This window comes from Streptococcus moroccensis, assembly GCF_030812835.1.
GTDB classification, from domain to species: domain Bacteria; phylum Bacillota; class Bacilli; order Lactobacillales; family Streptococcaceae; genus Streptococcus; species Streptococcus moroccensis.
Genome location: NZ_JAUSTM010000019.1, coordinates 17,572 through 41,494 on the forward strand (window position 1 = coordinate 17,572; position 23,923 = coordinate 41,494).

Below are 23,923 nucleotides of genomic sequence, written 5' to 3' on the forward strand. Positions count from 1 at the left end.
CATTGAAAAGAGATGGTATTATTGTATACTACAATTAGCAAAGGAATGGAGGAAAAATGATTGAGAAATAAGAAAGAGAAATGGACTGGACGATGGATTTCAAGTGAAAATGCCAAGGTTTCTGAAGAGCCAGAGTTCACGCTGGAGGAAATGTTCTCTGGGAAAAGCCGGCCACAAGCTCCAGTTGAGAATCGACTCAATCCGTCAGTTTATTTTAAACGTGTATTTGAGCTTCAAGAACCAATCAATTCTGCTCAGCTTTTGATTACCTGCCAAGGAATTTATCAGGCATTCTTGAATGGTAAGAAGGTCACAGAAGCCATTTTTATGCCCGATTATACAGATTATAACGATTTCTTGATGTATCAGACCTATGATGTAACATCCTTGTTGCAAGTTGGTACCAATATATTAGCTATTGAAGTTGCTGACGGTTGGTACGCAGGTCGCATTAGTGTCCAAGGAGGAAGTGCCCAGTTTGGTAATCAGTTAGCAGTATTGGCAGATTTGGAACTAACTTATGAGGATGGAACTCAGGTTGTTATTGGGACAGATCATCATTTTAGTGCAGGATCTGGAAAACATCGCTATGCAGATATTCAAATTGGTGAAAAGCAAGACTTGAGGGAAGATACAGATTGGAAAACGTCTCGAGAGCCTCTAAACTTAACTGTTTTTGAAGTAGATGCAGATTATGGCCGTTTGGCACCTCAAGAAGGACCTATGGTCTATCGTCAAGAACAGTTTCCTGCTCAATCAATCTGGGAAGAAGATGACACACTTATCGTAGATTTTGGTCAAGTCATTGCTGGTCGTGTGAGGTTAGAAACATTCTTAGCAGAAGGTCAAGAGATCAGGCTAGAACATGCTGAAACTTTGAATGAGAATGGTCAGTTCTTTCAAAATATTGTTGGTCGAAATAAGGATGCAATCGATATTTTTATCGGTCGAGGCCAGAAAGAAGTCTTAGAACCTGATTTCACTTTTCATGGCTTTCGATATACGAAGATCGTTGGTTTAGAGAAAAAGAATATTTCAACGATTAATGCCATATCGATATACTCTGCTATGGAGAGAACCGGCTATTTAAAGACTAGTAATGAAAAGGTTAATCAGCTATTATCTAATATTTTATGGAGTCAAAAAGGAAACATGCTCTCCATTCCGACGGATTGCCCTCAGAGAGAGCGGGTAGGCTGGACAGGCGATATGCAAGTTTTTGCTCCGTCATCAACCTTCTTTTTAAAAACAGACGCATTAATAAAGAGATGGCTTAAGAGTGTTCGGATCAACCAGAAGGACAACGGAGAAGTGATTGATTACTCGCCTGCACCTAAAGACGCAGCAAAAAGTGTCGCTTTTACAGGATCCTATTCATCAGCAGGCTGGGGAGATGCGATTATTATGGTTCCTTGGACGCTTTACGAACGCTATGAAGATAAAGCGGTTTTGGAGGAAAACTATGATGCTATGGTACATTGGTTTGAGTTCTCTAAGAATAGTGCAGCAGGAGATAAATCTGGCAATGCGCGTTATATTTGGGATACAAAGTTTCATTATGGGGATTGGATGTTTCCGAGCTTTATGATGGAAGATCCCAATCCTATGAGGACAGCAGAAGTTACAAAAGATCTTGTGGCAACAACATTCTTAGCTCATTCAGCAGAATTATTGGCAAATATTTCTGAAGTATTAGGAAAAAATGGTGAGGAGTACCGTGCCTATTCTCAAAAAGTTAAACAGGCTTTCACAGAGAGATTTGTTACTAAAGATGCCAGGCTAACTCATGATTATCAAGGATGTTATGTTTTAGCGTTGGCCTTTGATGTGGTTCCTGAAGAGTATCGAAGTGGCTTATTGGCTCGTCTGGTTAGCCTAATCCATGACAATAGAGATCGATTAGATACGGGCTTCTTGTCAGTTCCCTACCTTTTGGATGTCTTATGCGCAAACGGTGAAAGAGAACTCGCCAAAACGCTCTTCTTTCAAGAAGCTTGCCCATCTTGGTTTTATGAAGTCAATCAAGGAGCGACAACAATCTGGGAATCATGGGCCGGCATTCAGCCCGATGGTAAAGTTGGTACGTTCTCGTTTAACCACTATGCCTTTGGCTGTGTACTAGACTGGATTGTTCGTGAAACAGTCGGTTTAAAACCACTTGAACCAGGTTATCAAGCAATTGAAATCAAGCCGAGCATTGAAATCGTAGAGGGTTTTAAAATGTCCTATCAGACCCCTAATGGAATCATCCAGATTCACAAAAACGGTAAAAACTGGATGATTGAGGGACCAAATGAAGTGGTAGTGACTGTCGATTTATCAGCAGTTGATGGAATTCTCTATAGATAGTTCAAAAATCTACGAAATGAACACACAATAAGGATTATTTAGCGATAGTGTAACCGATACCAATTGGGTAAAATAGACTTATAGAAAAAACAAAAAAGGAGCTTATCCTATGGAAATCAAACAACCTCAGGAGAAGTTAGACAAAAAGTTTGCCTTCTTCCATGCCACTTCTGTCAGCGGAACCGCAATGATGATTGCAGCGATCTTAGCCAGTTATCTTGCTGTTCACTTAACTGATACAGTTGGCTTGTCACCTGCAGCGGTATCGGGCTTGATGTTTATCTCAACTCTCTGGGATGCCTTTAATGATCCGATGATGGGTGTTATTGCAGACCGTACAAAGACTAAATGGGGTCGCTATCGTCCGTATTTCTTGCCAGCGCCAGTATTGCTAACAATCTTTGCTGTATTGTTATGGCAACATCCAACTTTTTCTGGTAATGGTAACTGGTGGTACTTCCTTATTGTTTATATTGGTTACCAAATGACAGTAACGATGTATACCATGCCACAAATGTCAGTTCTTCCAGCCCATGTAAAAAGCGATGCCCTTCGTAACAAAGTTATTACTTATGGTGCAGGTGCCACTGCTATCATGTTTACGATTGGTTCTTCCTATGCTAACTCGATTAAGAATTTCTTGGGGAACTTATTTGGTGTTGAAAATGGTTGGGTACCATTGATGTTAATTCTTGGTGCGCTATCGTGCGTTTCTTTCTGGGGATTATTTGCAACATCTAAAGAAAAATACATTGAACCACTTCCAGATCGTCCATTGACTGAAGATTTAAAACGTATTTTGAAACACAAAGAATTGACACCATTTATCATTGTATGGGTTATGGCATCATTAGGCTATGGTCTTATGTTTGCGACATCAGTTTATTATGTATTGTACTATCTAGCTCGTCCAGACTTGATTGAAACCTATATGCTAGTTGTCTCAATGGGTGCTTTAGTTTCAATGGTCGTCTTACTCCCAATTTTCTTAAAATTCTTTAAAACTGGTCAGCGTGCTTTGACAGCATCTGTCATCGGTTCCTCAGTGTGTTATATCATTCTCTTCTTCTTTGGAAGCAGTAACTTTATTTTCCTCTGTGTTATGACTTTTATCGCAACTGCACTTGCTTCGATGCAAAATGCTTTGGTAAACGTCTTGGTTAATGACGCGATTGACTATATCCAGTTTACAGAGGGTATTTCTGCTAATGGTGTGATTTCATCTATCAAGGGATTTGCTCAAAAAATGGGGAATACCTTCAGTAACTCACTTCCATTGTTCTTACTTGGATTAGTTGGTTACGTTGCAGGAGCCGTAGGTCAACAAAATGAAGGAACTCTCTTTGTTCTTAATTTCATGCGCTTTGCAGCACCTATCATTACTGGTTTAATTATGCTCTTCTGTCTTCGTTTCAACCCAGTTGAAAAACATCAAGAAGACATAGCAGCAATGAAGTCAATGATTCGTGACCATTCAGACGATAACCACGACGCATAATATCTCAATAAAAGTCGTAGCGACTTTCAAAAAGGCTCTATATCGATGATATGGGGTCTTCTTTGTAAGTTTGTTATTTAAATTGTTTGAAAATACGAAATGAACATAAGAAAGAAAGGAAATGACCATGAAAAATGCAAAAGAGATTGTTTCAAAAATGACATTGGAAGAAAAATCGGGACTCTGTTCTGGTGCTGATTTTTGGCACTTGAAAGGTTTGGAACGTTTTGGGATTCCCAGTGTTATGGTGAGTGACGGACCCCATGGTTTGCGTAAACAAGATATGGCAGCGGATCATCTGGGGATTAATGATAGTATACCAGCCGTCTGTTTCCCAGCTGCCTGCAATACAGCTGGTTCTTTTGACCGTGATTTGCTAGGCCATATGGGTGAGGTGATTGCTGAGGAGTGCCTGGCCGAGGATGTTTCTGTGATCTTAGGTCCCGGTATGAACATTAAACGGTCTCCACTATGTGGACGAAATTTTGAATATTTTTCTGAAGATCCTTATTTGACTGGTGAATTAGCTAAGGCGTTTGTCCAAGGGGCGCAGGAGCGTGGTGTCGGCACGAGTCCCAAGCATTTTGCTGTCAATAATCAAGAAGCATGGCGGATGAGTATTTCAGCAGAAGTTGATGAACAAACCTTGCGAGAAATCTATCTTTCAGCTTTTGAAACAGTTGTCAAAGAGGCACAGCCTAAAACCATCATGGCCTCTTATAATCGGATTAATGGTGTCTACGCCTCTGAACATCATCGGTTGTTAACGGAAATCCTGCGTGACGAATGGGGGTTTGAAGGATATGTCATGTCAGACTGGGGAGCCGTTGACAGACGTGTTGAAGCCCTGAAAGCTGGACTTGATCTTGAGATGCCAAGCTCTAATGGGATAAATGATGCTGAAATTGTCCAAGCAATCAAAGATGGCCGTTTAGAAGAATCAATCCTTGATCAAGCAGTTGAGCGGATTTTAACGGTTATTTTAGACTATACCTCTCGCTATAAATTGGTTGATTGGGATAAAGACAAAGATCATGCTGAAGCAAGGCATATTGCAGAAGAATCAGCTGTTCTTCTTAAAAATGAAGGTGTCTTACCCCTCGATTCTCAACAAAAAATCGCCTTTATAGGGGAATTTGCCAAGAACCCTCGTTTCCAGGGTGGTGGCAGCTCCCACATTAATGCCTTTAAGGTATCCAATGCCTTAGATGCAGTATCTGGACTAGCGGATGTCAGCTTCGCGCAAGGGTATCGGTTAGAAGAAGATATTGATGAGTAGCTTATTGCTGAGGCAGTTGCTTTGGCCAAGGCCAGTGATGTGGCTGTGATCTTTGCTGGTTTGCCTGAAAGCTATGAGTCTGAGGGTTATGATCGTCATCATATCGATTTGCCAGCTAATCAGAACGCACTAATAGAGTCGGTCGCTGCAGCTAATCCTAAGACGGTGGTCGTACTTCATAATGGTTCAGTGGTAGCCATGCCCTGGGCTAATCAAGTAACTGGGATTTTAGAAATGTACCTGGCAGGTCAAGCCGTTGGAGAAGCGACGGTCAATCTGCTTTACGGCAAGGTTAATCCGAGTGGTCGTTTGGCAGAAACCTTTCCATACCAACTCGAAGATAACCCATCACACCTTAATTTCCCAGGTGATGGCGACAAGGTGCATTACAAGGAAGGTTTATTTGTAGGCTACCGCTATTATGATAAGAAAAAAATGCCTGTCCAATATCCATTTGGCTATGGTTTATCTTATACAACCTTTAGTTACCAGGATTTTAAAGTCAGCCATAAAACGTGTCTAGATACAGATCAGGTAGAAGTGAGTGTTCGCGTAACCAATACTGGGAATCGTGCTGGTAAAGAAGTTGTCCAACTCTATGTCAACCGTCAAGTTGATTCATCCCTTCGTCCTGTTAGAGAGTTAAAAGGGTTTGAAAAGATTGCGCTTGAACCTGGTGAATCGAAAGAAGTAAGGTTTACATTAAATAAACGCAGTTTTGCAGAATACAATACATTATTACGTGATTGGTATGTGCCTTCTGGAGATTATGTTATTGAAATTGGGAAGGATTCTCGTAACATCGTTTTGAGCCATAACATTACAGTAATGAGCACTCAGACTCTCCCATTGATTATTCATCGCAACACAACTCTTGGGGATCTAATGGAAAACCCTAAAACAAGAGCATGGACTCAAGACTTAAAACGAAAAATAGATGCTTTCTTCCACCCAGATGGTGTGGATCAAGATGATGCCGTGTCCGATGATATGGGCGACAGCATCTTTAAAAATATGCCACTTAGGGGTGTGACACCCTTTGTAGGAATGACCAGCAACGAATTGGATGCTGTCATTAAAGAACTGAATGAACACGTATGAAAGGAAAAGCAGTATGACCCAAATAGTAAATCCCTATCTTCCGTTAACAGAATATGTTCCTGATGGTGAGCCTCATGTGTTTGATGGTAGGCTTTATATTTATGGATCACATGATAGAGCCAATGGAACGTCTTATTGTCAGGACCATTATGTTACATGGTCAGCTCCTGTAGACGATTTAACCAATTGGCGTTACGAGGGTCAAATTTATCGACGTAATCAAGATCCTTCTAACCTTATGGACGATAAGCAACTTTGGGCACCTGATGTCACGAAAGGACCAGATGGTCGTTACTATCTATATTATTGCCTTTCTTTTTATCCTGAAATTGGTGTAGCGGTATCAGAGAGTCCTGTTGGACCCTTTGAATTTTTAGGGCATGTTAAGTACCCGAAAGAATTAAAGAATGGATTGACTCTAAGAGAATTCATGCCATTTGATCCTGCTATCTATACGGATGATGATGGGCAAGTTTATCTCTATTATGGATTTTGTCCAGGTGGTGAGAAAGAAATGGCTCTTCCTGATTTTACGGAAGAGGAGCTTTCTCAAATGACGCCTGAAATGAGAGAAAAGATTGAGACGATTAAAAGCATCACATTCGGTGAGAACAGTATGGTAGCCAGATTAGAACCTGATATGGTAACGCTTAAGGAAATACCTCGGCCATTAATTCCTGGTGCTAAGTTTGAATCGGGTACAAGTTTTGAAGGGCATGCATTTTTTGAAGCTTCTTCCATTCGCAAAATTAATGGAACGTATTATTTTGTGTATTCTAGTTATAAAAGCCATGAATTGTGTTACGCAACCAGTCAATTTCCTGATAAAGATTTTGTATTTGGTGGAACTTTGATCTCTAACGGTGACATTGGATTTCAAGGACGAGAAAAGCCAGTAAATACCCTAGGGAATAATCATGGTAGTCTAATTGAAGTCAATGATAAACTTTATGTTTTTTACCATCGTCAAACAAATGGTACAGAATTTTCAAGACAAGGCTGTGCAGAAGAAGTCACTCTTTTAGAAGATGGTTCGATTGAGCAAGTTGAGATAACCAGTTGTGGTCTCAATGGTGGCCCGTTAGTGGCAAAAGGGACTTTTCCAGCCGCTATTGCCTGTCATATAACAAGTCCTTTTACCATGAATCGCATTGATTACGATTCTCCGTTAATGAAAAAGCAAACTAAGATCGTTGAACCAGTCCACGGAACAGTATATATAGATACGATTCAGGACGATACTGTAATAGGGTATAAATACTTTAACCTCCAAAATCCTAAACAGATCTTATTAGAATTGAAAGGAACATTTAGTGGCGAAATATCTGTGACGTTGGATTGTGATCAAAAGGAAATGATTTCGAGAGAATCAGTGACGATTGATACTGAGCAATGGGAGCTTATAACGATTCCTTTTCATTATTCAAATCCAAAATCCTCTCTTTATTTTAAATTTTCCGGAGAAGGTAGTTGTTCTATGAAAACAATCGGATTTTTATCATAAACTTAAAAAGGAGCAATAGATGAATCCATTAGACATTTTTGCAGCGTATTCAGCTTATCAACTCAAAGAAGGTACCTGGGCAATTAACTTCATGTCAGGTAGTCAAAACATTTACCTTTTGGAGGGAGAAAGTAGTGCTTTACTTCTCGATACTGGTTATGGTTCTGGGACCTTGAGAGCTTACGTGGAGCAGTTGACGGATAAACCCTTGATTTGTGCGAATACGCATTTTCATCCAGACCATTCAGGTGGTAATGGCGAGTTTCAAGAGGTGTTAATCCCGAGAGGACATGATTTAGATGACAAGTCTGTAACCAATAATACAGGACCATTTGATATCACGACTCTTCCCTACCCAGACTACAGAAATGTGACCTTATTTCCAGGAGACACTATTGACCTTGGAGGTCGTGTCATTGAACTGTTAGAAGCCAAGCCAGCACATTGCAATTCATCACTCTTTTTCTTTGATGCGAAAGAGCGACTGATGTTCTGTGGTGATGAGATGGAGTCTGCCCAAGTCCTTTTGTTTGAAAACTCGCGAAATCCTGAAGTTGCAAAAGATTATGATGTCAAAGAACGCCTACTGAATTTCAAGGCAAATACAGAACTGTTACTCGATTATTCAGATCGTTATGATTACCTTTTGCCAAATCATAATGGGGCACCAATTGCAAAGTCATACTTAGCAGATTATCTCAACTTGGTTGAGGGGATTTTCGAAGGTACAGTTACCATTGAGGACAAGCTACACCATCGTTTTATTGAAATGGATCCGAGATCAGCTGATTTTTGTCGGATTCGGTCTGGCAAAGGAAGTATCATGATTGAAAAAGCAGAAGTTCTCAAGGTTTATGGAAAAGGGAAATAGGAGTTTGTTATGACAAAAATAAAACCACGGACCATCGTGACAACAGATGGTGAAATTGATGACATTAATTCTTTTATTCGTTTTTTACTATACACGAATGATTTAGATGTTGCTGGTATTATCCTGACCTCCTCAAAATTCCACTATAGTGGTACAGCAGATAAACCGGCTTATCGTTGGACAGGGACGACTTGGATTCCTGAAATGATTGATCACTATGCGAAAGTCTATCCCAATTTAATCCAGCATGATCCAGATTATCCGACGCCAGAAGCCCTGCACAACCTTTACCATATCGGTAATATTTCTGATGTCGGCGACATGGCTGAAGAGACGGATGGTTCTAATCATATGGTTTCGGTTCTTTTGGATGATAACCCTCAACTGGTTTATATCCAGACCTGGGGCGGGACCAATACAACTGCTCGTGCCCTTAAGACGATTCAAGAGCGTTATGAAGGGACCCCCGAATGGTCTACTATCAAGAAAAAGGTAGAAGATAAGGTTGTTCTTTACATTATTCTCAACCAAGACGATACTTATGAGCAGTACATTGCCAAGCATTGGGATTTGACTATCATCAATGACTACACCAACTTTGGTTTCTTTGCCTATGTTTGGCGTTACCTTCCTGAGAAAACTCAGACAGTTTTTCAGCCAGATTGGTTCAAAAAACATATCAAAAACAAGGGTGATCTCCTAGACCAGTATGCCTTGATCGGGGATGGTCACTACCTTGAGGGGGAACCTGATGAGTTCCAATTTGGAACTCAGGATTACCTCGATAAGCATCCTGATGTTGAGCCTCATTCTTTTATCTCAGAAGGCGATTCTCCTTCATACTTCTATCTCCTAGCCCAAGGTTTAAGAGGCTTTGAACACCCGACCTACGGTGGCTGGGGTGGTCGCTTTGATTTGCTTCATGGAAAGACTTACGGCAATAAGACGGCTGATTACAATCCTGAGACCGGTCGCTTTGAAACAGAGTACAGCATTGCTCGTTGGATTCCTGATATTCAGGCAGATTTTGCAGCAAGAGCGAATTGGTGTGTCGCAGATCATTTTGATAAGGCGGTGCACTACCCTGAGTTTACCGAACAATCACGAGATATCTCTGTTAAAGCTGGGCAAACCATCACCCTATCTGATCCAGCTATTGATCCGAATGGTCTGTCTTTGACCTACAAGTGGTCCTGCTACTATGAGGCTTCTAGCTATTGGGACTTGAGTCAAGTTCCACTTCAAATGGTTATGGGGAAACTAGGAGATATGGACATTCCAATTGCCCAGCATTCTGAACAAATGCCACTAAATGCTGAACTAGCTATGACTGGGAGTGACAGCTCGAAAGTCACCTTTACAATTCCTGCCGATGCTCAGCCAGGAAATACCTTCCATATCTTGCTAGAGGTAGCTAATCAAGCAGAAACGCCATTGAAAGCCTATCAACGCTATATTCTGACAGTAGCTTAAAGAAAGGGTGATGAGATGATTATTAAAACGTTTAATTTAGACGAGAATAGAACCAATGTTGATTTAACAACATATATTATAAGTGACTCTCCAGAGTTACTGGATGGAAAAAAGCGACCTGCTATCTTGATTTGTCCTGGCGGCGCCTATCTTAACTGTTCGGACCGTGAAGGAGAGGCGATAGCCTTGCGCTTTGCGAGCATGGGTTACCACGCCTTTGTCTTGCGCTATCATGTCCTCTTAGAAGCAGATGATGCGTTCGAACAGCTTTTTTCAAGACAGGTTAAAGGCAGAGCAGATACCGTATTTCCTGCAGCCATTCATGATATTGCTCAGGCCTTAACCCTCATCCATGATCATGCAGGTGAATGGTTGGTTGACACAGATAAGATTGCTCTTTGTGGCTTTTCTGCTGGGGGTAATAATGTGACTAACTACAGTGTCCATTGGAATAAACCAATTGTGACGGATGTCTTTGATGTGACCAAAATCAAGCCTGCAGCGATTATCGCAGGTTATCCCATTACAGATTACTTTGTTCATGAGGCACATGTTAAGACGCAAGATAAGATGGCTCAAGGCCTCTTTCGAGTGGCTAATATCTCCTTGTTTGGTACAGAGAGCCCTTCAGAGGAGCAATTGCTCCAAGCTAGCGCAGCGCGCTTAGTAGACGATACAACGCCACCGACCTTTATCTGGGCGACCGCTGGGGACATGCTTGTTCCAGTTAGTCAATCCACACGCCTTGGGACAGCCCTTGCTGAAGCTGGGATTCCATTTGAATTGCATATTTTTGAAGAAGGGCAACACGGATTAGCACTTGCAACCCAGGCGACAGCGGCAGCCTTGACGGAAGTGAATGCTGATGCAAGACAGTGGGTGGATCTTGCTGAAGCATGGCTTCAAAAACGCTTTGCTTTACCCTTAAAAGAAAAAAGCCGTTGGATATAAAGGAGAAGAATATGACTATTTTTGATTTCCAAGTTCCTGATAGCCGTCAGGTTCGCTATATTATTCATACAGATTGTAAAAATGAAGCAGATGATCAATTTGCTTTAGCACATTGCTTGTTAACACCGAGTTTTCAAGTTAAGGGCATTATTGCAGGACACTTTGATCAGAATTATGGTCGCTTTGCGCCGGGACAGTCTGCCAAAGCAAGCTACGATGAAGTATTGAAGGTTTTATCTTTCATGCCCGAGTTTTCAGATGTTCCTGTTTTTATGGGAGCAGATACAGCTTTAGAAGTAAAGAGCGACCCTATTGTTTCTGAGGGTGTACAATTTATCATTGATGAGGCGATGAAAGATGATCCACGACCGTTATATATCGGCATGCAGGGATGTTTGACGGATCTTGCTTCTGCTATTTTGATTGAGCCTCGAATCTGCCAAAGAATGACAGCGATTTGGATTGGTGGTGGGGCTTATCCTGAAGGTGGACAAGAATTTAACCTTATGCAAGATATTAAAGCAGCCAATATCGTCTTTGAGTCTGATATGCCTCTTTGGCAAGTTCCGTCAGATGTTTACAAATCTTTTGCTGTATCGTTAGCTGAACTGCAATATCGTGTGGCGCCTCAAGGCCCTCTAGGTGCTTATCTCTTTAAGCAAATGGTTGAGCTCAATCTTGACTTAGGCAAGGCTATGCCTGATTTTGATTGGCCTCATGGTGAGCTTTGGGGATTAGGAGATCAAGGCGTTTTAGCGGCTTTAATGCATGAGCAGCAGCGGACAGACCTTTATCAGATGGTACCAGCCCCTCGTATTGATGAAGAGACCATGGCTTATCAAGTGATCGAAGGTCAAGAACGTTTCGTGCGCGTTTATCGCCATATGGATGTTCGCTTAACCTTAGAAGACTTTTACGCTAAATTGGCACTTTACCATAATTCCCATTCGGAAGATTAAAGGAGAAAAAATGTCAGAACAAAAGCTTTACATTTGGGGAGACAAGATTCCTGGCAATCATTCTGGATCAAAAACCGATATCATGGATATTCACAACGAGTACACTCAACAAGATTTATTTGAGAAATATCCTGGTATTTGGGATAAATCGACAGATACTATTGGAGACATGTCGGGCAATGCTACCCTTGTTTACCGACAAGAAATTGAGAATGGACCTGCTGGGATGACTTACGAGGATAACCCTTTTCTAATTCCTTATTTAGTAGATGGCGCAAAAAGCGCAGTCATTATTTGCCCTGGTGGGGCTTATTTAACCAAGTCCATGACTAACGAAGGCGAGCATATTGCTCAACACCTTAATAGAGCAGGAATCTCAGCATTTGTTCTCTGGTACCGGACGTATCCTTATCAAGCACCAGTTCCCTTTTGGGATGCTCAACGAGCCATCCGTTATGTCCGTTATCATGCGGATGATTTTAATCTCGATCCAAATAACATTAGTATGATAGGTTTTTCGGCGGGCGGAAATTTAGCCGGTGTTACCGGCTTGGTCTTACGTAACCAAGATATTTCAGCTGAGAATTATCAGGCAGATGCTATTGACCATGTTTCAGCAGACCTTTCTGCGCTGGCTTTAGTTTATCCAGCAATAGCGCTTGAAGACGATAAAATTTTAGTTGTTTTAGCTGGAGAAGAAACTTATAATGATAAAGAAAAAGGTCATGAGTTTGCTGCCAGTTATGATATGCGGACTCATGTAGAAGAAGGCGATAGTCCGTTATTCCTTTGTGCTGCCTTAGATGATGAAGTGGTTCCTGCTCATTATATTTTCGACTTGGCAAAGGTTGCTAGTGATAAGGGGGTTCCTACTGAGGTGCATGTCTTTGCAGAAGGAGGCCATGGTTTTGGAGGCTGTCTAGAAGAGCAAATGCCTCAATTTTACCACGATAGGACCTTGGTAGAGCAGTGGTTAGACCTCTATGTTACCTGGTTGTTTAAAATAACGTCGCCTAATAAAACTTCTACGAAATGACCACAGCTATCCAAAAAATCACTCTAGTCAAAGCGATTAACTTGCTGTATACTAGAGAAAATGGGAGTTTTGATACCTCCTAACATCAAGAGAGGAAAAGATGAATGAAAAAGACTTTGTTTAATGATAATTGGAAATTTTGGAAAGACGGTGATTCCTTCGCCCTTGTTTGGGATGTGCCAGAGCATGCTCAGGACGTCACACTCCCTCACGATGCTATGATTGCTCTAGAACCCCATGCGCAAAGTCAAAATGGAGGGAATACAGGTTTTCGTGATGGGCAAAATTATGTCTATGTGAAAACATTATCCGTCTCTGAGAATGATTTACAAAAGCGTTTGCTCTTACACTTTGAAGGATCTTACATGAATACCTTCGTTTATGTCAATGAGCAGTTGGCTGGCAAACACCATTTTGGCTATACTGGTTTTACCATTGCCCTCAATGATTTTCTACAAGTTGGTGACAATGAAATTCGTGTTCAAGTCCGCAATGGCGCTATGAGCAACAGCCGTTGGTATTCTGGAAGCGGGATTTACCGGGATGTTTATCTGCTCTCTAGTGATCAGCTCCACATTGCTGCCCGGGGCTCTCAGGTCAAAACGGTAGAATTGACGGGTTCAGAAGCCCTTATTGAGGTTGCTGTCCCTCTTAACAATGAGACGATAAAAGCCCAGTCAGTGGTGTTAGAAACGGTTATTACAGACCCTTCAAGAAAAACAATTTTGAAAGATAGTCGCCCCTATTTCCTAAAAACAGGGGATAACATGGTCTGCAAACAACGCTATCTTCTTAAGGATGCACAGGCGTGGTCTGATCAAACGCCTGATTTGTACACGATTGAAAATCGTCTCTTAGTTGATGGCAAAGCCGTCGATACTGAAGAAAGCCGTTTTGGCGTCAGAACCATCAGTGTGGATAGCAGTCGTGGCTTGCGGATTAATGGAGAGACCATTAAGTTGCGTGGTGCGTGTATCCATCATGATAGTGGTCTCTTAGGCGCCGCAACTTACCTGGATACCCATCTCCGTCAGGTTAAACGCCTCAAAGAGGCTGGTTTTAATGCGATTCGTATGTCGCATCATCCTGCTGCACCTGCCCTGTTGAAAGCTTGTGATGAGCTGGGGCTATATGTTATGGATGAAACATTTGACATGTGGACGCGATTCAAAGGAGATTTTGATTACAGTCTCGTTTTTGAGGAGCAATGGCGCAAGGATGTGACAGCCATGATTGAAACAGATTTTAACCATCCAAGTGTGATTCTTTATTCGATAGGAAATGAAATCCCTGAAATCGGAACAGCTCATGGTAGCCGTTTGGCTAAAGAGATTCACGACCACATTAAAGCAATTGATGATAGCCGTCCAACATTGGCTGGTATTAATGGTGTCTTTGCTGCAGGTGATAAGATGGGGCAAATCATGGGAGATGTCATGGCGCAAAACGCTGCTGAAGGCATTGAAATCGAAGGAAATGTCAATGACTTTATGACCCTGTTAGACACTAATATGGACAAAATTGTGGTTCACCCGGCGATTACGAAAACCCTTGAATTTGCGACAGCCAGCACAGACATCGCAGGCTACAACTACATGACAGCGCGCTATCATGGCGACGCTGAGACTTACCCGAATCGTGTTATGGTCGGAAGCGAAACCTATCCGCCAGCCATAGCTAAAAACTGGAAAATTGTCGAAGAATTGCCGAGCGTTATTGGTGACTTTACTTGGACAGGATGGGATTACATTGGTGAAGCAGGTGTTGGTGTACCAGCCTATGCCTTTGGTGAAGGCGGCTTTGGAGCTCAGTTCCCATGTCAGCTAGCTTATGCAGGAGACATTGATATCACTGGCTTCCGTCGTCCTCAGTCATATTACCGTGAAATCGTCTTTGGCTTGCGTGAGGAACCATACATTGCAGTTCAAAATCCAAATCACTTTGGCCAAACCTTGATCAAAACACCATGGGTCTTGTCGGATGCTACCCATTCATGGACCTGGTCAGGACTTGAAGGAAAACCAGTCGTCGTTGAAGTCTATGCTAAAGGCGATGAAGTAGCGCTTTACTTGGATGACACCTTGCTTGAGAAAAAAGTTATCGGCGAAGAATTAGGATGCTTTGTTCGTTTTGAAACAGTCTACCAACCAGGGCAACTCAAGGCCGTCCTCTATCGTGAAGGTCAAGTGGTATCTGAGTCCACTCTAGCTACAGCTGATAAAGCCAATGCTTCCTTGACGCTTGAACTTTCTCATCAAGGTCAAGAACTAACCTATCTTGAAATCGCCCTTACAGATCAAAACGGTGTAGTGATCGGTGATGAAGAACTGTATCTTAGCCTGACTGTCGAAGGAGCGGAGGTCCTAGGATTTGGCACAGGAAATCCTAAATCAAAAGACCATTACCATAGTCTTGAAACCACTGTCTTCAATGGACGGGCGCTAGCTATCCTCAAGAAAACCGCAGCCACAGCTACAGCCACTGTCACAGGAGATGGTTTGACGGGAGAAATTATTTTATAAATTGTTTAGCAGGTCACTCAAACGAGTGATCTGTTTTTGGTCATTTTTTAGTCAAACTATTATTGATACTTATACTCAGATAAAATCAAAATCTGAATCTGAATCTGAATCTTGTTTTTTTAGACAGACGATTGATTTGAAGGCTGCGATATAAAATGTATTGAGTGCGACTGTGATAAGCTAGAAAATTTATGTATTGTTTAGACTAATGGTGTTTAGGAAGTAAATCTTTAGTGGATTTCATAACGATTATCAGATTTTGATTTTTGTTAAGTATAAAGTAAACTTCGCAAATAAGCAAGGCAGAGCTGTTGCTTATGATGCCTATAAGGATAATTTTAAAGCAGTTACTGACAATCAGCTTGTTTTGGAACCCTACCAAACCATCGTCTGGGTCTTTGGTGAAGAAAACGAACTTGACGAGGAGGTTCAAGCAAGTCATGAGCTACTATTAAGCGCAAACTGGCAAGTTGATTTGGCAGATGCGCAAAGCTATCCAAACTTTGAGCCTGTAACGACCATGTCAGCTCTCAAACCAATTAATCTCCTTGATGGTTATGATCGCAAGAGTGGAACAGTTGCTTATTCTGCGACAGTTAACCTTGACAAGGCCAGTGATATCATTGGATTGGATTTAGGCCAAGCCTATGAAATTGCTCAAGTCTTTGTCAATGGACAGTCAGCTGGGATTCAGATTGCCCCACCTTATCGCTTTGATGTTGCAGGTCTTTTCCATGATGGTGAGAATGAGCTTCGCATTGAGGTGACAAATACCCTTGGAACAGTTTTCCGTGGAGGACTTAACCAGTATTTGCTAGTGGAACCGTTTGGATTGACTGAAGAAATCAAGATTTTGAGGAAATAAATCTAGAGAAGCTGGTTAAAATTTATAAATCGTTCAAAAGAAACCTAAAGTTTAAGTAAAATGCTTAGATTTTAGGTTTTTTGTTCATTTCTTACTATATTTTGCTAAAATATTAGGAAAAGGCTTTCTTGAGAGGTGTGAGATGATTGATGGAAATGATTTGAAAAGATTGGTAGGGTTGCTAGGAACGGACATGGTTAGTGAGAATAGTTTGGAATTTTATCATTATAATTCTGAATTTCATGTCAATCCACTTTTGATAAAGGATTTTAGAGATAAAATGCAGAAGATGAGGGATGAAAATAAATCTTTTCCCTTGATCTTTGAAGATAATTTTGGGGTTTGCTATGCCCATTTTGAGCATGAAAAGAGTGCCTTTTTTCTTGGGCCAATGAGCTTAGTCAATTTTCCTGAATCTAGTCTACCAACATACAAGGACTATTATAATTTGGAAGCTCAGCCATTGCCCCTGAGAACTTTTAGTCTGGATACTATTTTAGAAATCGTTGGCTTGTTGCTAAGTCTTATTTGTGGAGAAAGCTGGAGCCACAAGGAGCTGTTGACTGCTAATCCTCATTTGCTTAATTTAGATAGTACGGATGAAGGAAAATGGGACGATTATTCAATTCTGATGGAGGAAGTTGCTGAGACCCACCATACTTATAAAGAAGAGCGGCAGCTTTTAGAATATGTCAGGCGTGGTGCAGTTGAAGAGACTCTTGCCTTTCAAAATGTTATGGATAAATCCATTGGTCGCCTGTCTAATAGAGAGATAACCCATTGGCGTAATTTAGCTATTGTTGCTATAACCTTATCAACTCGTGCTGCCATTGATGGAGGCTTGACACCTGCCTTGGCCTATAAAATCAGCGATACTTATATTCAACAATGTGACAATAAGCAGAAAATTGCAGAGCTTATTTCAATACGCAATCGAGCAGTAGGTGAGTTGGTTGAAAATGTCAGGCAGAATCAAAAAATTCAAACGCAATCTAGCTATATCAAGGCCAGTACTACCTATATTGATAGGCATTATCGTGAAAAAATCTACTTGGAGGATGTAGCCGATTTTATTGGATTGAGCCCGACTTATTTTTCTAAGCTTTTCAAAAAAGAAGTGGGCATGACTTTTCAAAATTATGTGACACAAGTTCGTCTGGGATATGCAGCTAATCTGCTCCGCTATTCCAATGAAAGTATCTCGACGATTTCAGAATATGTCAATTTTCCTTCCCAGAGCTATTTTGGTCGTTATTTTAAACAGCATTACCATATGACACCTAAAGAATATCGAGATTTGTACCATATAAGGGACTAATCTAAGAAGTGTATAAAATAAGTATAAAAAAGACAAAAAAAGACTATAAATAACATAATGAAAGCGTTATGATTAAAGCATAAAGAAACTAAAAAAATGCGAGGAATAAAGTATGTTATCTTTTGCAACAAAACATGAGGACCCTGAAAAGACTTTGGGATGGAATGAGCGTATTGGTTATGCATCGGGAGCATTTGGTTGGAATATGGTCAATGGGATTATCGGTACCTTTTTGACAGTTTACTTCACTAATGTGGCTTTCTTAGATGCAGCAATCATTTCTACACTGATAGCGGCTTCCAAATTATTTGATGGTGTCTCTGACCTCATTGTCGGACGAATGGTAGATAATACCAATTCTAAGCTAGGTAAGGCAAGACCTTGGTTACTTCGTATGACCATTCCTTTTGCCATTGCAACGCTCTTGCTATTTTATGTGCCGGCTAATTTTCCAACAGCTTTGAAGTACGTTTATGTCTTCATTATGTATAACTTGGTCAATACCGTATTTTTAACAACCATCCAAGTTCCTTATTATTCTCTTATTTCTCTTTTAACCCGTAATGCTTATGAACGGGGTTTCTTGGGAAATATTCAACAAATCTTCCAAACTTTGGGAAATGTCTTTATCAATTCTGTTTTTACGATTCTTTTGATTAAATTTTCTAGCAGTGCAGAGACTTATATGACCCAGCAATCCTTCACATTGACCATTGCTTCTATCATGGTTTTAATGGTTATTGCTAATTTTATCACTGTATTTACAACGAAAGAGCGTGTATTTGACAATCCATCAGAAGTCTCTGAGAAAGTGGAAGACAAGGTTCCAGTCAAAGACGCTGTCAAGTCTCTCTTGAGCAATAAATACTGGCTCATGATGTTCTTTACTATGCTAGTAGTCTTCTTCGTTATTATTTTCTACTCTATTGGCGGTGTCTACTATGCTATCTATATCTTTGGAGATATGGGACAACTAAGCTGGATGAATAATGCCATCTCTATTTCGCAATTTGCCATTATGTTTGCAACACCGTTTTTCATGAAAAAATTTGGTAAACGTCCAATCTTTGCCTTGGGTATGCTTCTTTTAACCTTAGGTTTCTTGGGATTTGGTTTTGTAGAATCCAGTAAAACACTGATGATTGTCTTTAATGTCCTTAAAGGTTTAGGACTAGGGATGTCTGGTGGTATGGCTATGGGGCTTGTGGCAGATGCTATTCTTTATGGTCAATTAAAATCTGGTATCAATGCTGTTGGACTAGGGAATGCTGGCGTATCCGCTGCTCAGAAAATCGGTTTAGGATTAGGGCAAGCCATCTTTGGTTGGATAATGTCTGGTGCTGGCTTTAACCCAGCGTTGGATGCTCAAGGAATTGCTCAACCAGAATCAGTTACCACAGCCATTCGATTGATGTATAACTATGTTCCAATGGGCATGACAGCACTCGTCTTTATCATGATGCTAGTCTTCTTTAATCTGGATAGAGACCTCAAAGCGCTTAAGGAAGAAAAAGGTATTGTGGATTAATTATTTAGTCAAAGTGATAAGTTAGCTTGTCACTTTGACTCGTTTAAATATGATGATTAAACGAAAGAGTAAACAAATGGATATTAGCAATTTAAAAATTAATGGTATGGTTAACCCAATAGGTTTTGATTTTTCAGACCTACGTGTGGCATGGACAGTGGAAAACAGTCAAGCTAGCAGACAAGCTTTTGCTAAAGTAGAACTATCATTGACAGAAGATTTTGAAGATATTCTCTATAGTGTCGAGGGAGAAAATCTTTCACAGACTGGAACAAGACTGGACTATGGTTTACAAGCAGAAACCCGCTATTATGTCCGTGTTACAGTGATAGATGACCTTGGCCAAAAAGCAGTTTCAAAACCAGCTTTCTTTGAGACAGCTAAGGATGAAAACTGGCTTGGTCAATGGATTACAGGTCAAGAATCTAAAGATACACATATTGTCTTACACAAGAATTTTGATCTGACAAAAGAAGTCTCAAAAGCCCGTCTTTATATTTCTGGTTTGGGACTTTTCGAGGCTCGTCTTAATGGTCAAAAAATTGGAGAAGAGGTCCTAACGCCTTACTACAGCCGCTATCCAGATGAAGTTCAATTTATGACCTTTGATTTGACGCAAGCGCTAGCTATTTCCCAAAATACCCTGGAGATTGCTTTGGGGAACGGTTGGTACAAGGGACGATTTGGTCTAAATGGGCAGAAGGAAAATTTTGGTTCAGAATTTAAGGCCATTGCAGAGCTCCATATCACTTTTTCGGATGGTAGCAAGTCTATTATTGCAACTGACCAGAGCTGGAGCTACCGGCTTAGTCAGACCCAGATTAGTGACATCTACGACGGTGAAGACATCGACTTCACTTTGTCAGATAGGGAATTGAAGCCAGTCAAAATCACAAGTCAGGAAGGGAAACTCCTGCCACGCTATAGCTTACCAGTAAAAGAGATGGAAAGCTTACCAGTCAAGGAAGTAATTATTACACCAGCTGGAGAGACTGTCCTAGATTTTGGTCAAAATTTTGCAGGTTACGTGGCAGTCAAGTCAAGTCTGCCTTACGGAACACGTCTTCTTTTGGAATTTGGTGAAATTCTGCAAGATGGTAATTTTAACCGTGACAATTATCGCTCAGCTCGTTCGGAGTTTAGTTTCACATCTGATGGGAAGGAGCGCTTGGTTAAGCCACGTTTTACCTACTTTGGTTTCCGTTATGTGCGCGTGACTGGATGGGTAGGTGATTTGACAGCTGAAGACTTTACAGGAATTGCCCTCTATTCTGAAATGAAGCAGACAGGTTTTATTGAGACTGGCCATGCAGGTGTGAATCAACTCTTCTCAAATGCCCTCTGGGGTCAGAAGTCTAACTTCATTGATTTTCCGACAGACTGTCCGCAAAGAGATGAGCGTTTAGGATGGACAGGTGATGCCCAGGTATTTGCTGCGACAGCCAGCTACAATATGGATACAGCTGCCTTCTACAACAAATTTCTGCATGATTTGAGGACTGAGCAAGTTAAGTATGATGGCATCTTACCAGGCGTCATTCCAGTTTTTGAACCGGAGCGTGTTGTTTTCTCAAGTGTTTGGGGTGATTTAGCGACCATTTTACCAAGTGTTTTGATGGAACATTTCGGAGATAGTAGTGCACTTTCCCAATATTATCCTATGATGAAAGATTGGGTTGATAAGGTGACCCGTGAGGACATGAAACGAGGTCAACGCTATCTTTACGATTTTGGCAATCAATTAGGTGACTGGTTGGCCATGGATGGTCGTACACCACAAAGTATGGAGGGTGGAACAGATACTTACTTCATAGGTTCCTGTTACTATGCGGCGTCAGTAAAAATGACGGCCGACGCTGCCCGTACATTAGGAAATGAAGCTGATGCAAGCTTCTATGACGACCTCTTTGAAAAGATTCAGCAATCTATTTTAAGAGAATATTTCGCGGCTAGTGGACGTCTGGTTTTTGACACCCAGACAGCTTATATCGTTGCCCTACACACAGATATATATGTCAATAAGGAGCGTTTGATTACCGACTTGCGTAACCGACTTTATAAGGATTGCTACAAATTAACGGGTGGCTTTGTTGGTGCCCCTCTTATGTGTAAAGTTTTTGCTGAGAATGGTTTGGTTGATGAAGCCTTTTATTTCTTGACCCAACCAGAATTTCCAGGCTGGATGCACTGTGTCAACCTTGGAGCTACCACCATTTGGGAACGTTGGAACTCAGTCCTTGATGATGGCAAACTTAGCGGTAAGATGATGAATTCCCTTAACCACTATGCTTATGGCTCTGTAGTCGAGTTCCTTTACCGCAATGTAGCTGGTTTTAAAGCAAAAGCAGCAGGCTTTAAAACCATTCACTTTGCTCCTCTCTTGAGTGCTAAATTGAGAACCTTCAAAGCTAGTTATTCCTCTGCTTATGGAACTTATGGTTCAAGTTGGGAAATTATGTCGGATGGTCAGGTTAAAGTGACTCTTGATGTGCCTTTCAATGCTGAAGCAGAAGTTGACCTCCCAGATTATGACGGCGCAGCTATAGGTACAGTTGGATCAGGTCACTATGAATGGATCTATCGCCCAACAAGAGAATTGCGCAGCAAATTTAACCGTAACAGTATTGTCAAAGATTGGATTGCAGACAGCCGGGGCAAGGAGGTGGTTAAAGAGCAGTCACCACTTTTGGACTATTATTTGATGACAGGAAATACAGATTTCTTGTATGAGAGCCTAGAAACCTTACCAAGTAAAGACTATATGGGCTTCACACAGGAGGAAGTCAATCGTTTGGCAGAAGGTATTTTAGCCATTTATGAGGTGTGATTATGGAAAACTATTATCATCTTGAACCCGTTAATGAGCGTGTTCAGGCTATTAAGAGTCTTGGTGGAGAATTTGTTTACCTAATTTTGGGTGATAACAAGGCTCTGTTGATTGATACTTGTGTTGGCGTGGGTAATCTTAAGGACTTTGTCAGTAAGGCAACTGATTTACCAATAACAGTCGCCCTAACACATGGCCATGTGGATCATGCCATGGGGGCTCCTGAGTTTGAAGAGGTCTATCTCAATCCCCTAGATATTCCTGTCTATCAAAGTATGTGTAGTAAAGAGGAGCGGTTTGGTTATTTGGTCGCTACGGTTGGCTTGGAAAGGGCAGAGCAGCTAAAAGAAACCTTGTTAGAAGCTGAACCAGATTTTCCTTTTCTCACTTTGTCAGACGGACAAAGCTTTGACTTGGGTGGGATTACAGTATCAGCTCACGCCTTTCCTGGGCATACACCAGGTATGATTGCCTTTCTAATTGAAGAAGAAGGAATTCTCATTCTAGGAGATGCCTGCAATAATTCCACTTTTCTATTTGATGAAAATGCGACAGATGTGGAGACCTACCGTATGTCTGTTCAAGTAGCGCAAGCTATTTTCCAAGATAAATTTAAACGTATCTTTATCAGCCATCATGAGATGGATGTTGCGACAGACATTATGGCTAATATGCTAGAGGTTTGTGATGACATTATGGATGGGCGTGCGGATGATCTTCCTTTCAATTTTATGGGGCATCAAGCCTATATTGCTAAGGTCTGTGATGATCATTTTCATCGAAAAGATGGCAAGGACGGGAACTTAATTTACAATAAGGCTAAGATTTTTGCCAAGGAGACGACCTCATGACTTATCTCGTTATTGATGTAGGAGGCACCTTCACCAAATATGCTCTTATGGATAGAAGAGGTAAGTTTCTTGAAAAGGCTAAATTTCCAACAGTGAAAACTTCGCCTGCTGCTTTTTTGGACAGTATTTGCCAACTTCATTCGACATTTTCAGATGTCAAGGGGATAGCTCTGTCTAGCGCTGGGATTATTGATAGTAATTTGGGCTTGATGTATACAGGAGGTTCTCTTGATTTTATTGAAAATCTAGCTATCGCAGATATTTTAGGAGAGCGCTGCCACATTCCAGTCACTATCGAAAATGATGCTAAATGTGCTGCGCTAGCAGAATTATGGCAGGGCAGCCTAGCTGATTGCCAAAATGCAGTTGCAATGATTATCGGAACGGCTGTCGGCGGTGCGGTGATTGTGGATCGAAAGGTTCTTAAGGGAAAGGACTTGCTAGCGGGCGAGTTTTCCTATATTTTGACAGATAGTTCGGATAGTCTCAATTGGCGTAAAAACTTTGCTATTAACGGAGGTCTGCCAGCATTTATAGAAGCAGTGGCAGAGCAGAAAAATCTGTCTCTTGATCAAGTTTCAGGAGAGCTTATCTTCGACTGGGCTAAGTCAGGTGATAGAGAGACTTTAAGGTGTCTTCGAGCTTATTGCCATTTACTAGCCAGCCAGTTAGTCAATTTGCACTTTATTGTCAATCCAGATCGTTTTGCCATTGGTGGAGGCGTTAGTGAACAGAGTCTTTTTATCCGACTTATTCAAGAAGAAATTGATAAGCTCATAGCCAGCTATCCCTTTCCAGTTGCTAAACCAGAGGTTATTTCCTGTCAATTCCACAACGATGCCAACCTCCTAGGGGCTCTCTATGTGCACTTAGAGGCTGGAAAAGTTTAAGAAATAGGCTCTTTGTCAACTGTAGTGGGTTGGTGAAAAGCTAACATCTGGAGAGAATCAATTTGGTTCTCTCCTTTTTAATGTTTAAAGCGATGAGAATT

At 41.2% G+C, this 23,923-nt stretch carries 16 protein-coding genes and 1 pseudogene; all 17 read left to right on the forward strand.

Annotated elements, in window-relative coordinates; genetic code table 11:
• Positions 1–60: 60 nt before the first annotated feature.
• The 17 genes and pseudogenes from J2S23_RS08740 (at position 61) to J2S23_RS08820 (ending at position 23,822) form a co-directional block, all read left to right on the forward strand.
• A complete protein-coding gene (locus J2S23_RS08740) occupies positions 61–2,349 on the forward strand; it encodes a family 78 glycoside hydrolase catalytic domain (RefSeq protein ID WP_307122341.1) in 2,289 nt (762 codons plus the stop codon).
• Between the two features lie 109 nt (positions 2,350–2,458).
• Positions 2,459–3,847, forward strand: a complete 1,389-nt coding sequence (locus J2S23_RS08745) for an MFS transporter (protein ID WP_307122342.1) — start codon at positions 2,459–2,461, stop codon at positions 3,845–3,847.
• A gap of 283 nt (positions 3,848–4,130) precedes the next feature.
• Positions 4,131–5,588, forward strand: a pseudogene (locus J2S23_RS08750) (glycoside hydrolase family 3 C-terminal domain-containing protein); the annotation flags it as partial.
• On the forward strand, positions 5,562–6,227 hold the full coding sequence (locus J2S23_RS08755; protein WP_307122356.1) for a fibronectin type III-like domain-contianing protein: 666 nt from the start codon (positions 5,562–5,564) through the stop codon (positions 6,225–6,227). The pseudogene J2S23_RS08750 and the gene J2S23_RS08755, both read left to right, overlap by 27 nt.
• A 13-nt stretch (positions 6,228–6,240) precedes the next feature.
• A complete protein-coding gene (locus J2S23_RS08760) occupies positions 6,241–7,731 on the forward strand; it encodes a family 43 glycosylhydrolase (protein ID WP_307122343.1) in 1,491 nt (496 codons plus the stop codon).
• A 19-nt stretch (positions 7,732–7,750) separates the two neighbouring features.
• Positions 7,751–8,602: an MBL fold metallo-hydrolase gene (locus J2S23_RS08765; RefSeq protein WP_307122344.1), complete on the forward strand. Its 852-nt coding sequence runs from the start codon at positions 7,751–7,753 to the stop codon at positions 8,600–8,602.
• A gap of 9 nt (positions 8,603–8,611) precedes the next feature.
• On the forward strand, positions 8,612–10,075 hold the full coding sequence (locus J2S23_RS08770) for a DUF1593 domain-containing protein (protein WP_307122345.1): 1,464 nt from the start codon (positions 8,612–8,614) through the stop codon (positions 10,073–10,075).
• Between the two features lie 15 nt (positions 10,076–10,090).
• A complete protein-coding gene (locus J2S23_RS08775; protein WP_307122346.1) occupies positions 10,091–11,026 on the forward strand; it encodes an alpha/beta hydrolase in 936 nt (311 codons plus the stop codon).
• A gap of 11 nt (positions 11,027–11,037) precedes the next feature.
• Positions 11,038–11,985 (forward strand): nucleoside hydrolase, encoded by a 948-nt coding sequence (locus J2S23_RS08780; RefSeq protein ID WP_307122347.1) that lies wholly within the window; start codon positions 11,038–11,040, stop codon positions 11,983–11,985.
• 10 nt (positions 11,986–11,995) lie between these two features.
• Positions 11,996–13,021 (forward strand): alpha/beta hydrolase, encoded by a 1,026-nt coding sequence (locus tag J2S23_RS08785; RefSeq protein ID WP_307122348.1) that lies wholly within the window; start codon positions 11,996–11,998, stop codon positions 13,019–13,021.
• 104 nt (positions 13,022–13,125) lie between these two features.
• A complete protein-coding gene (locus J2S23_RS08790) occupies positions 13,126–15,543 on the forward strand; it encodes a glycoside hydrolase family 2 TIM barrel-domain containing protein (RefSeq protein WP_307122349.1) in 2,418 nt (805 codons plus the stop codon).
• A gap of 259 nt (positions 15,544–15,802) precedes the next feature.
• On the forward strand, positions 15,803–16,408 hold the full coding sequence (locus J2S23_RS08795; RefSeq protein ID WP_307122350.1) for a glycosylhydrolase-like jelly roll fold domain-containing protein: 606 nt from the start codon (positions 15,803–15,805) through the stop codon (positions 16,406–16,408).
• 142 nt (positions 16,409–16,550) lie between these two features.
• Positions 16,551–17,726: a helix-turn-helix transcriptional regulator gene (locus J2S23_RS08800; RefSeq protein WP_307122351.1), complete on the forward strand. Its 1,176-nt coding sequence runs from the start codon at positions 16,551–16,553 to the stop codon at positions 17,724–17,726.
• A gap of 112 nt (positions 17,727–17,838) precedes the next feature.
• Positions 17,839–19,254, forward strand: a complete 1,416-nt coding sequence (locus J2S23_RS08805) for an MFS transporter (protein WP_307122352.1) — start codon at positions 17,839–17,841, stop codon at positions 19,252–19,254.
• Between the two features lie 76 nt (positions 19,255–19,330).
• Positions 19,331–22,081: an alpha-L-rhamnosidase gene (locus tag J2S23_RS08810; RefSeq protein WP_307122353.1), complete on the forward strand. Its 2,751-nt coding sequence runs from the start codon at positions 19,331–19,333 to the stop codon at positions 22,079–22,081.
• A gap of 2 nt (positions 22,082–22,083) precedes the next feature.
• Positions 22,084–22,932, forward strand: coding sequence for an MBL fold metallo-hydrolase (locus J2S23_RS08815; protein WP_307122354.1), 849 nt, complete (start codon positions 22,084–22,086; stop codon positions 22,930–22,932).
• Positions 22,929–23,822, forward strand: coding sequence for an ROK family protein (locus J2S23_RS08820; protein WP_307122355.1), 894 nt, complete (start codon positions 22,929–22,931; stop codon positions 23,820–23,822). The genes J2S23_RS08815 and J2S23_RS08820 overlap by 4 nt, the downstream gene beginning before the upstream one ends.
• Positions 23,823–23,923: the final 101 nt, after the last annotated feature.

Coding starts and splice junctions, on each gene's coding strand:
- J2S23_RS08745 (WP_307122342.1), top strand. CDS start 2,459: ATGGAAATCAAACAACCTCAGGAGAAGTTAGACAAAAAGTTTGCCTTC.
- J2S23_RS08805 (WP_307122352.1), top strand. CDS start 17,839: ATGTTATCTTTTGCAACAAAACATGAGGACCCTGAAAAGACTTTGGGA.
- J2S23_RS08775 (WP_307122346.1), top strand. CDS start 10,091: ATGATTATTAAAACGTTTAATTTAGACGAGAATAGAACCAATGTTGAT.
- J2S23_RS08790 (WP_307122349.1), top strand. CDS start 13,126: ATGAAAAAGACTTTGTTTAATGATAATTGGAAATTTTGGAAAGACGGT.
- J2S23_RS08785 (WP_307122348.1), top strand. CDS start 11,996: ATGTCAGAACAAAAGCTTTACATTTGGGGAGACAAGATTCCTGGCAAT.
- J2S23_RS08760 (WP_307122343.1), top strand. CDS start 6,241: ATGACCCAAATAGTAAATCCCTATCTTCCGTTAACAGAATATGTTCCT.
- J2S23_RS08810 (WP_307122353.1), top strand. CDS start 19,331: ATGGATATTAGCAATTTAAAAATTAATGGTATGGTTAACCCAATAGGT.
- J2S23_RS08820 (WP_307122355.1), top strand. CDS start 22,929: ATGACTTATCTCGTTATTGATGTAGGAGGCACCTTCACCAAATATGCT.
- J2S23_RS08765 (WP_307122344.1), top strand. CDS start 7,751: ATGAATCCATTAGACATTTTTGCAGCGTATTCAGCTTATCAACTCAAA.
- J2S23_RS08815 (WP_307122354.1), top strand. CDS start 22,084: ATGGAAAACTATTATCATCTTGAACCCGTTAATGAGCGTGTTCAGGCT.
- J2S23_RS08800 (WP_307122351.1), top strand. CDS start 16,551: ATGATTGATGGAAATGATTTGAAAAGATTGGTAGGGTTGCTAGGAACG.
- J2S23_RS08755 (WP_307122356.1), top strand. CDS start 5,562: ATGCCTGTCCAATATCCATTTGGCTATGGTTTATCTTATACAACCTTT.
- J2S23_RS08780 (WP_307122347.1), top strand. CDS start 11,038: ATGACTATTTTTGATTTCCAAGTTCCTGATAGCCGTCAGGTTCGCTAT.
- J2S23_RS08770 (WP_307122345.1), top strand. CDS start 8,612: ATGACAAAAATAAAACCACGGACCATCGTGACAACAGATGGTGAAATT.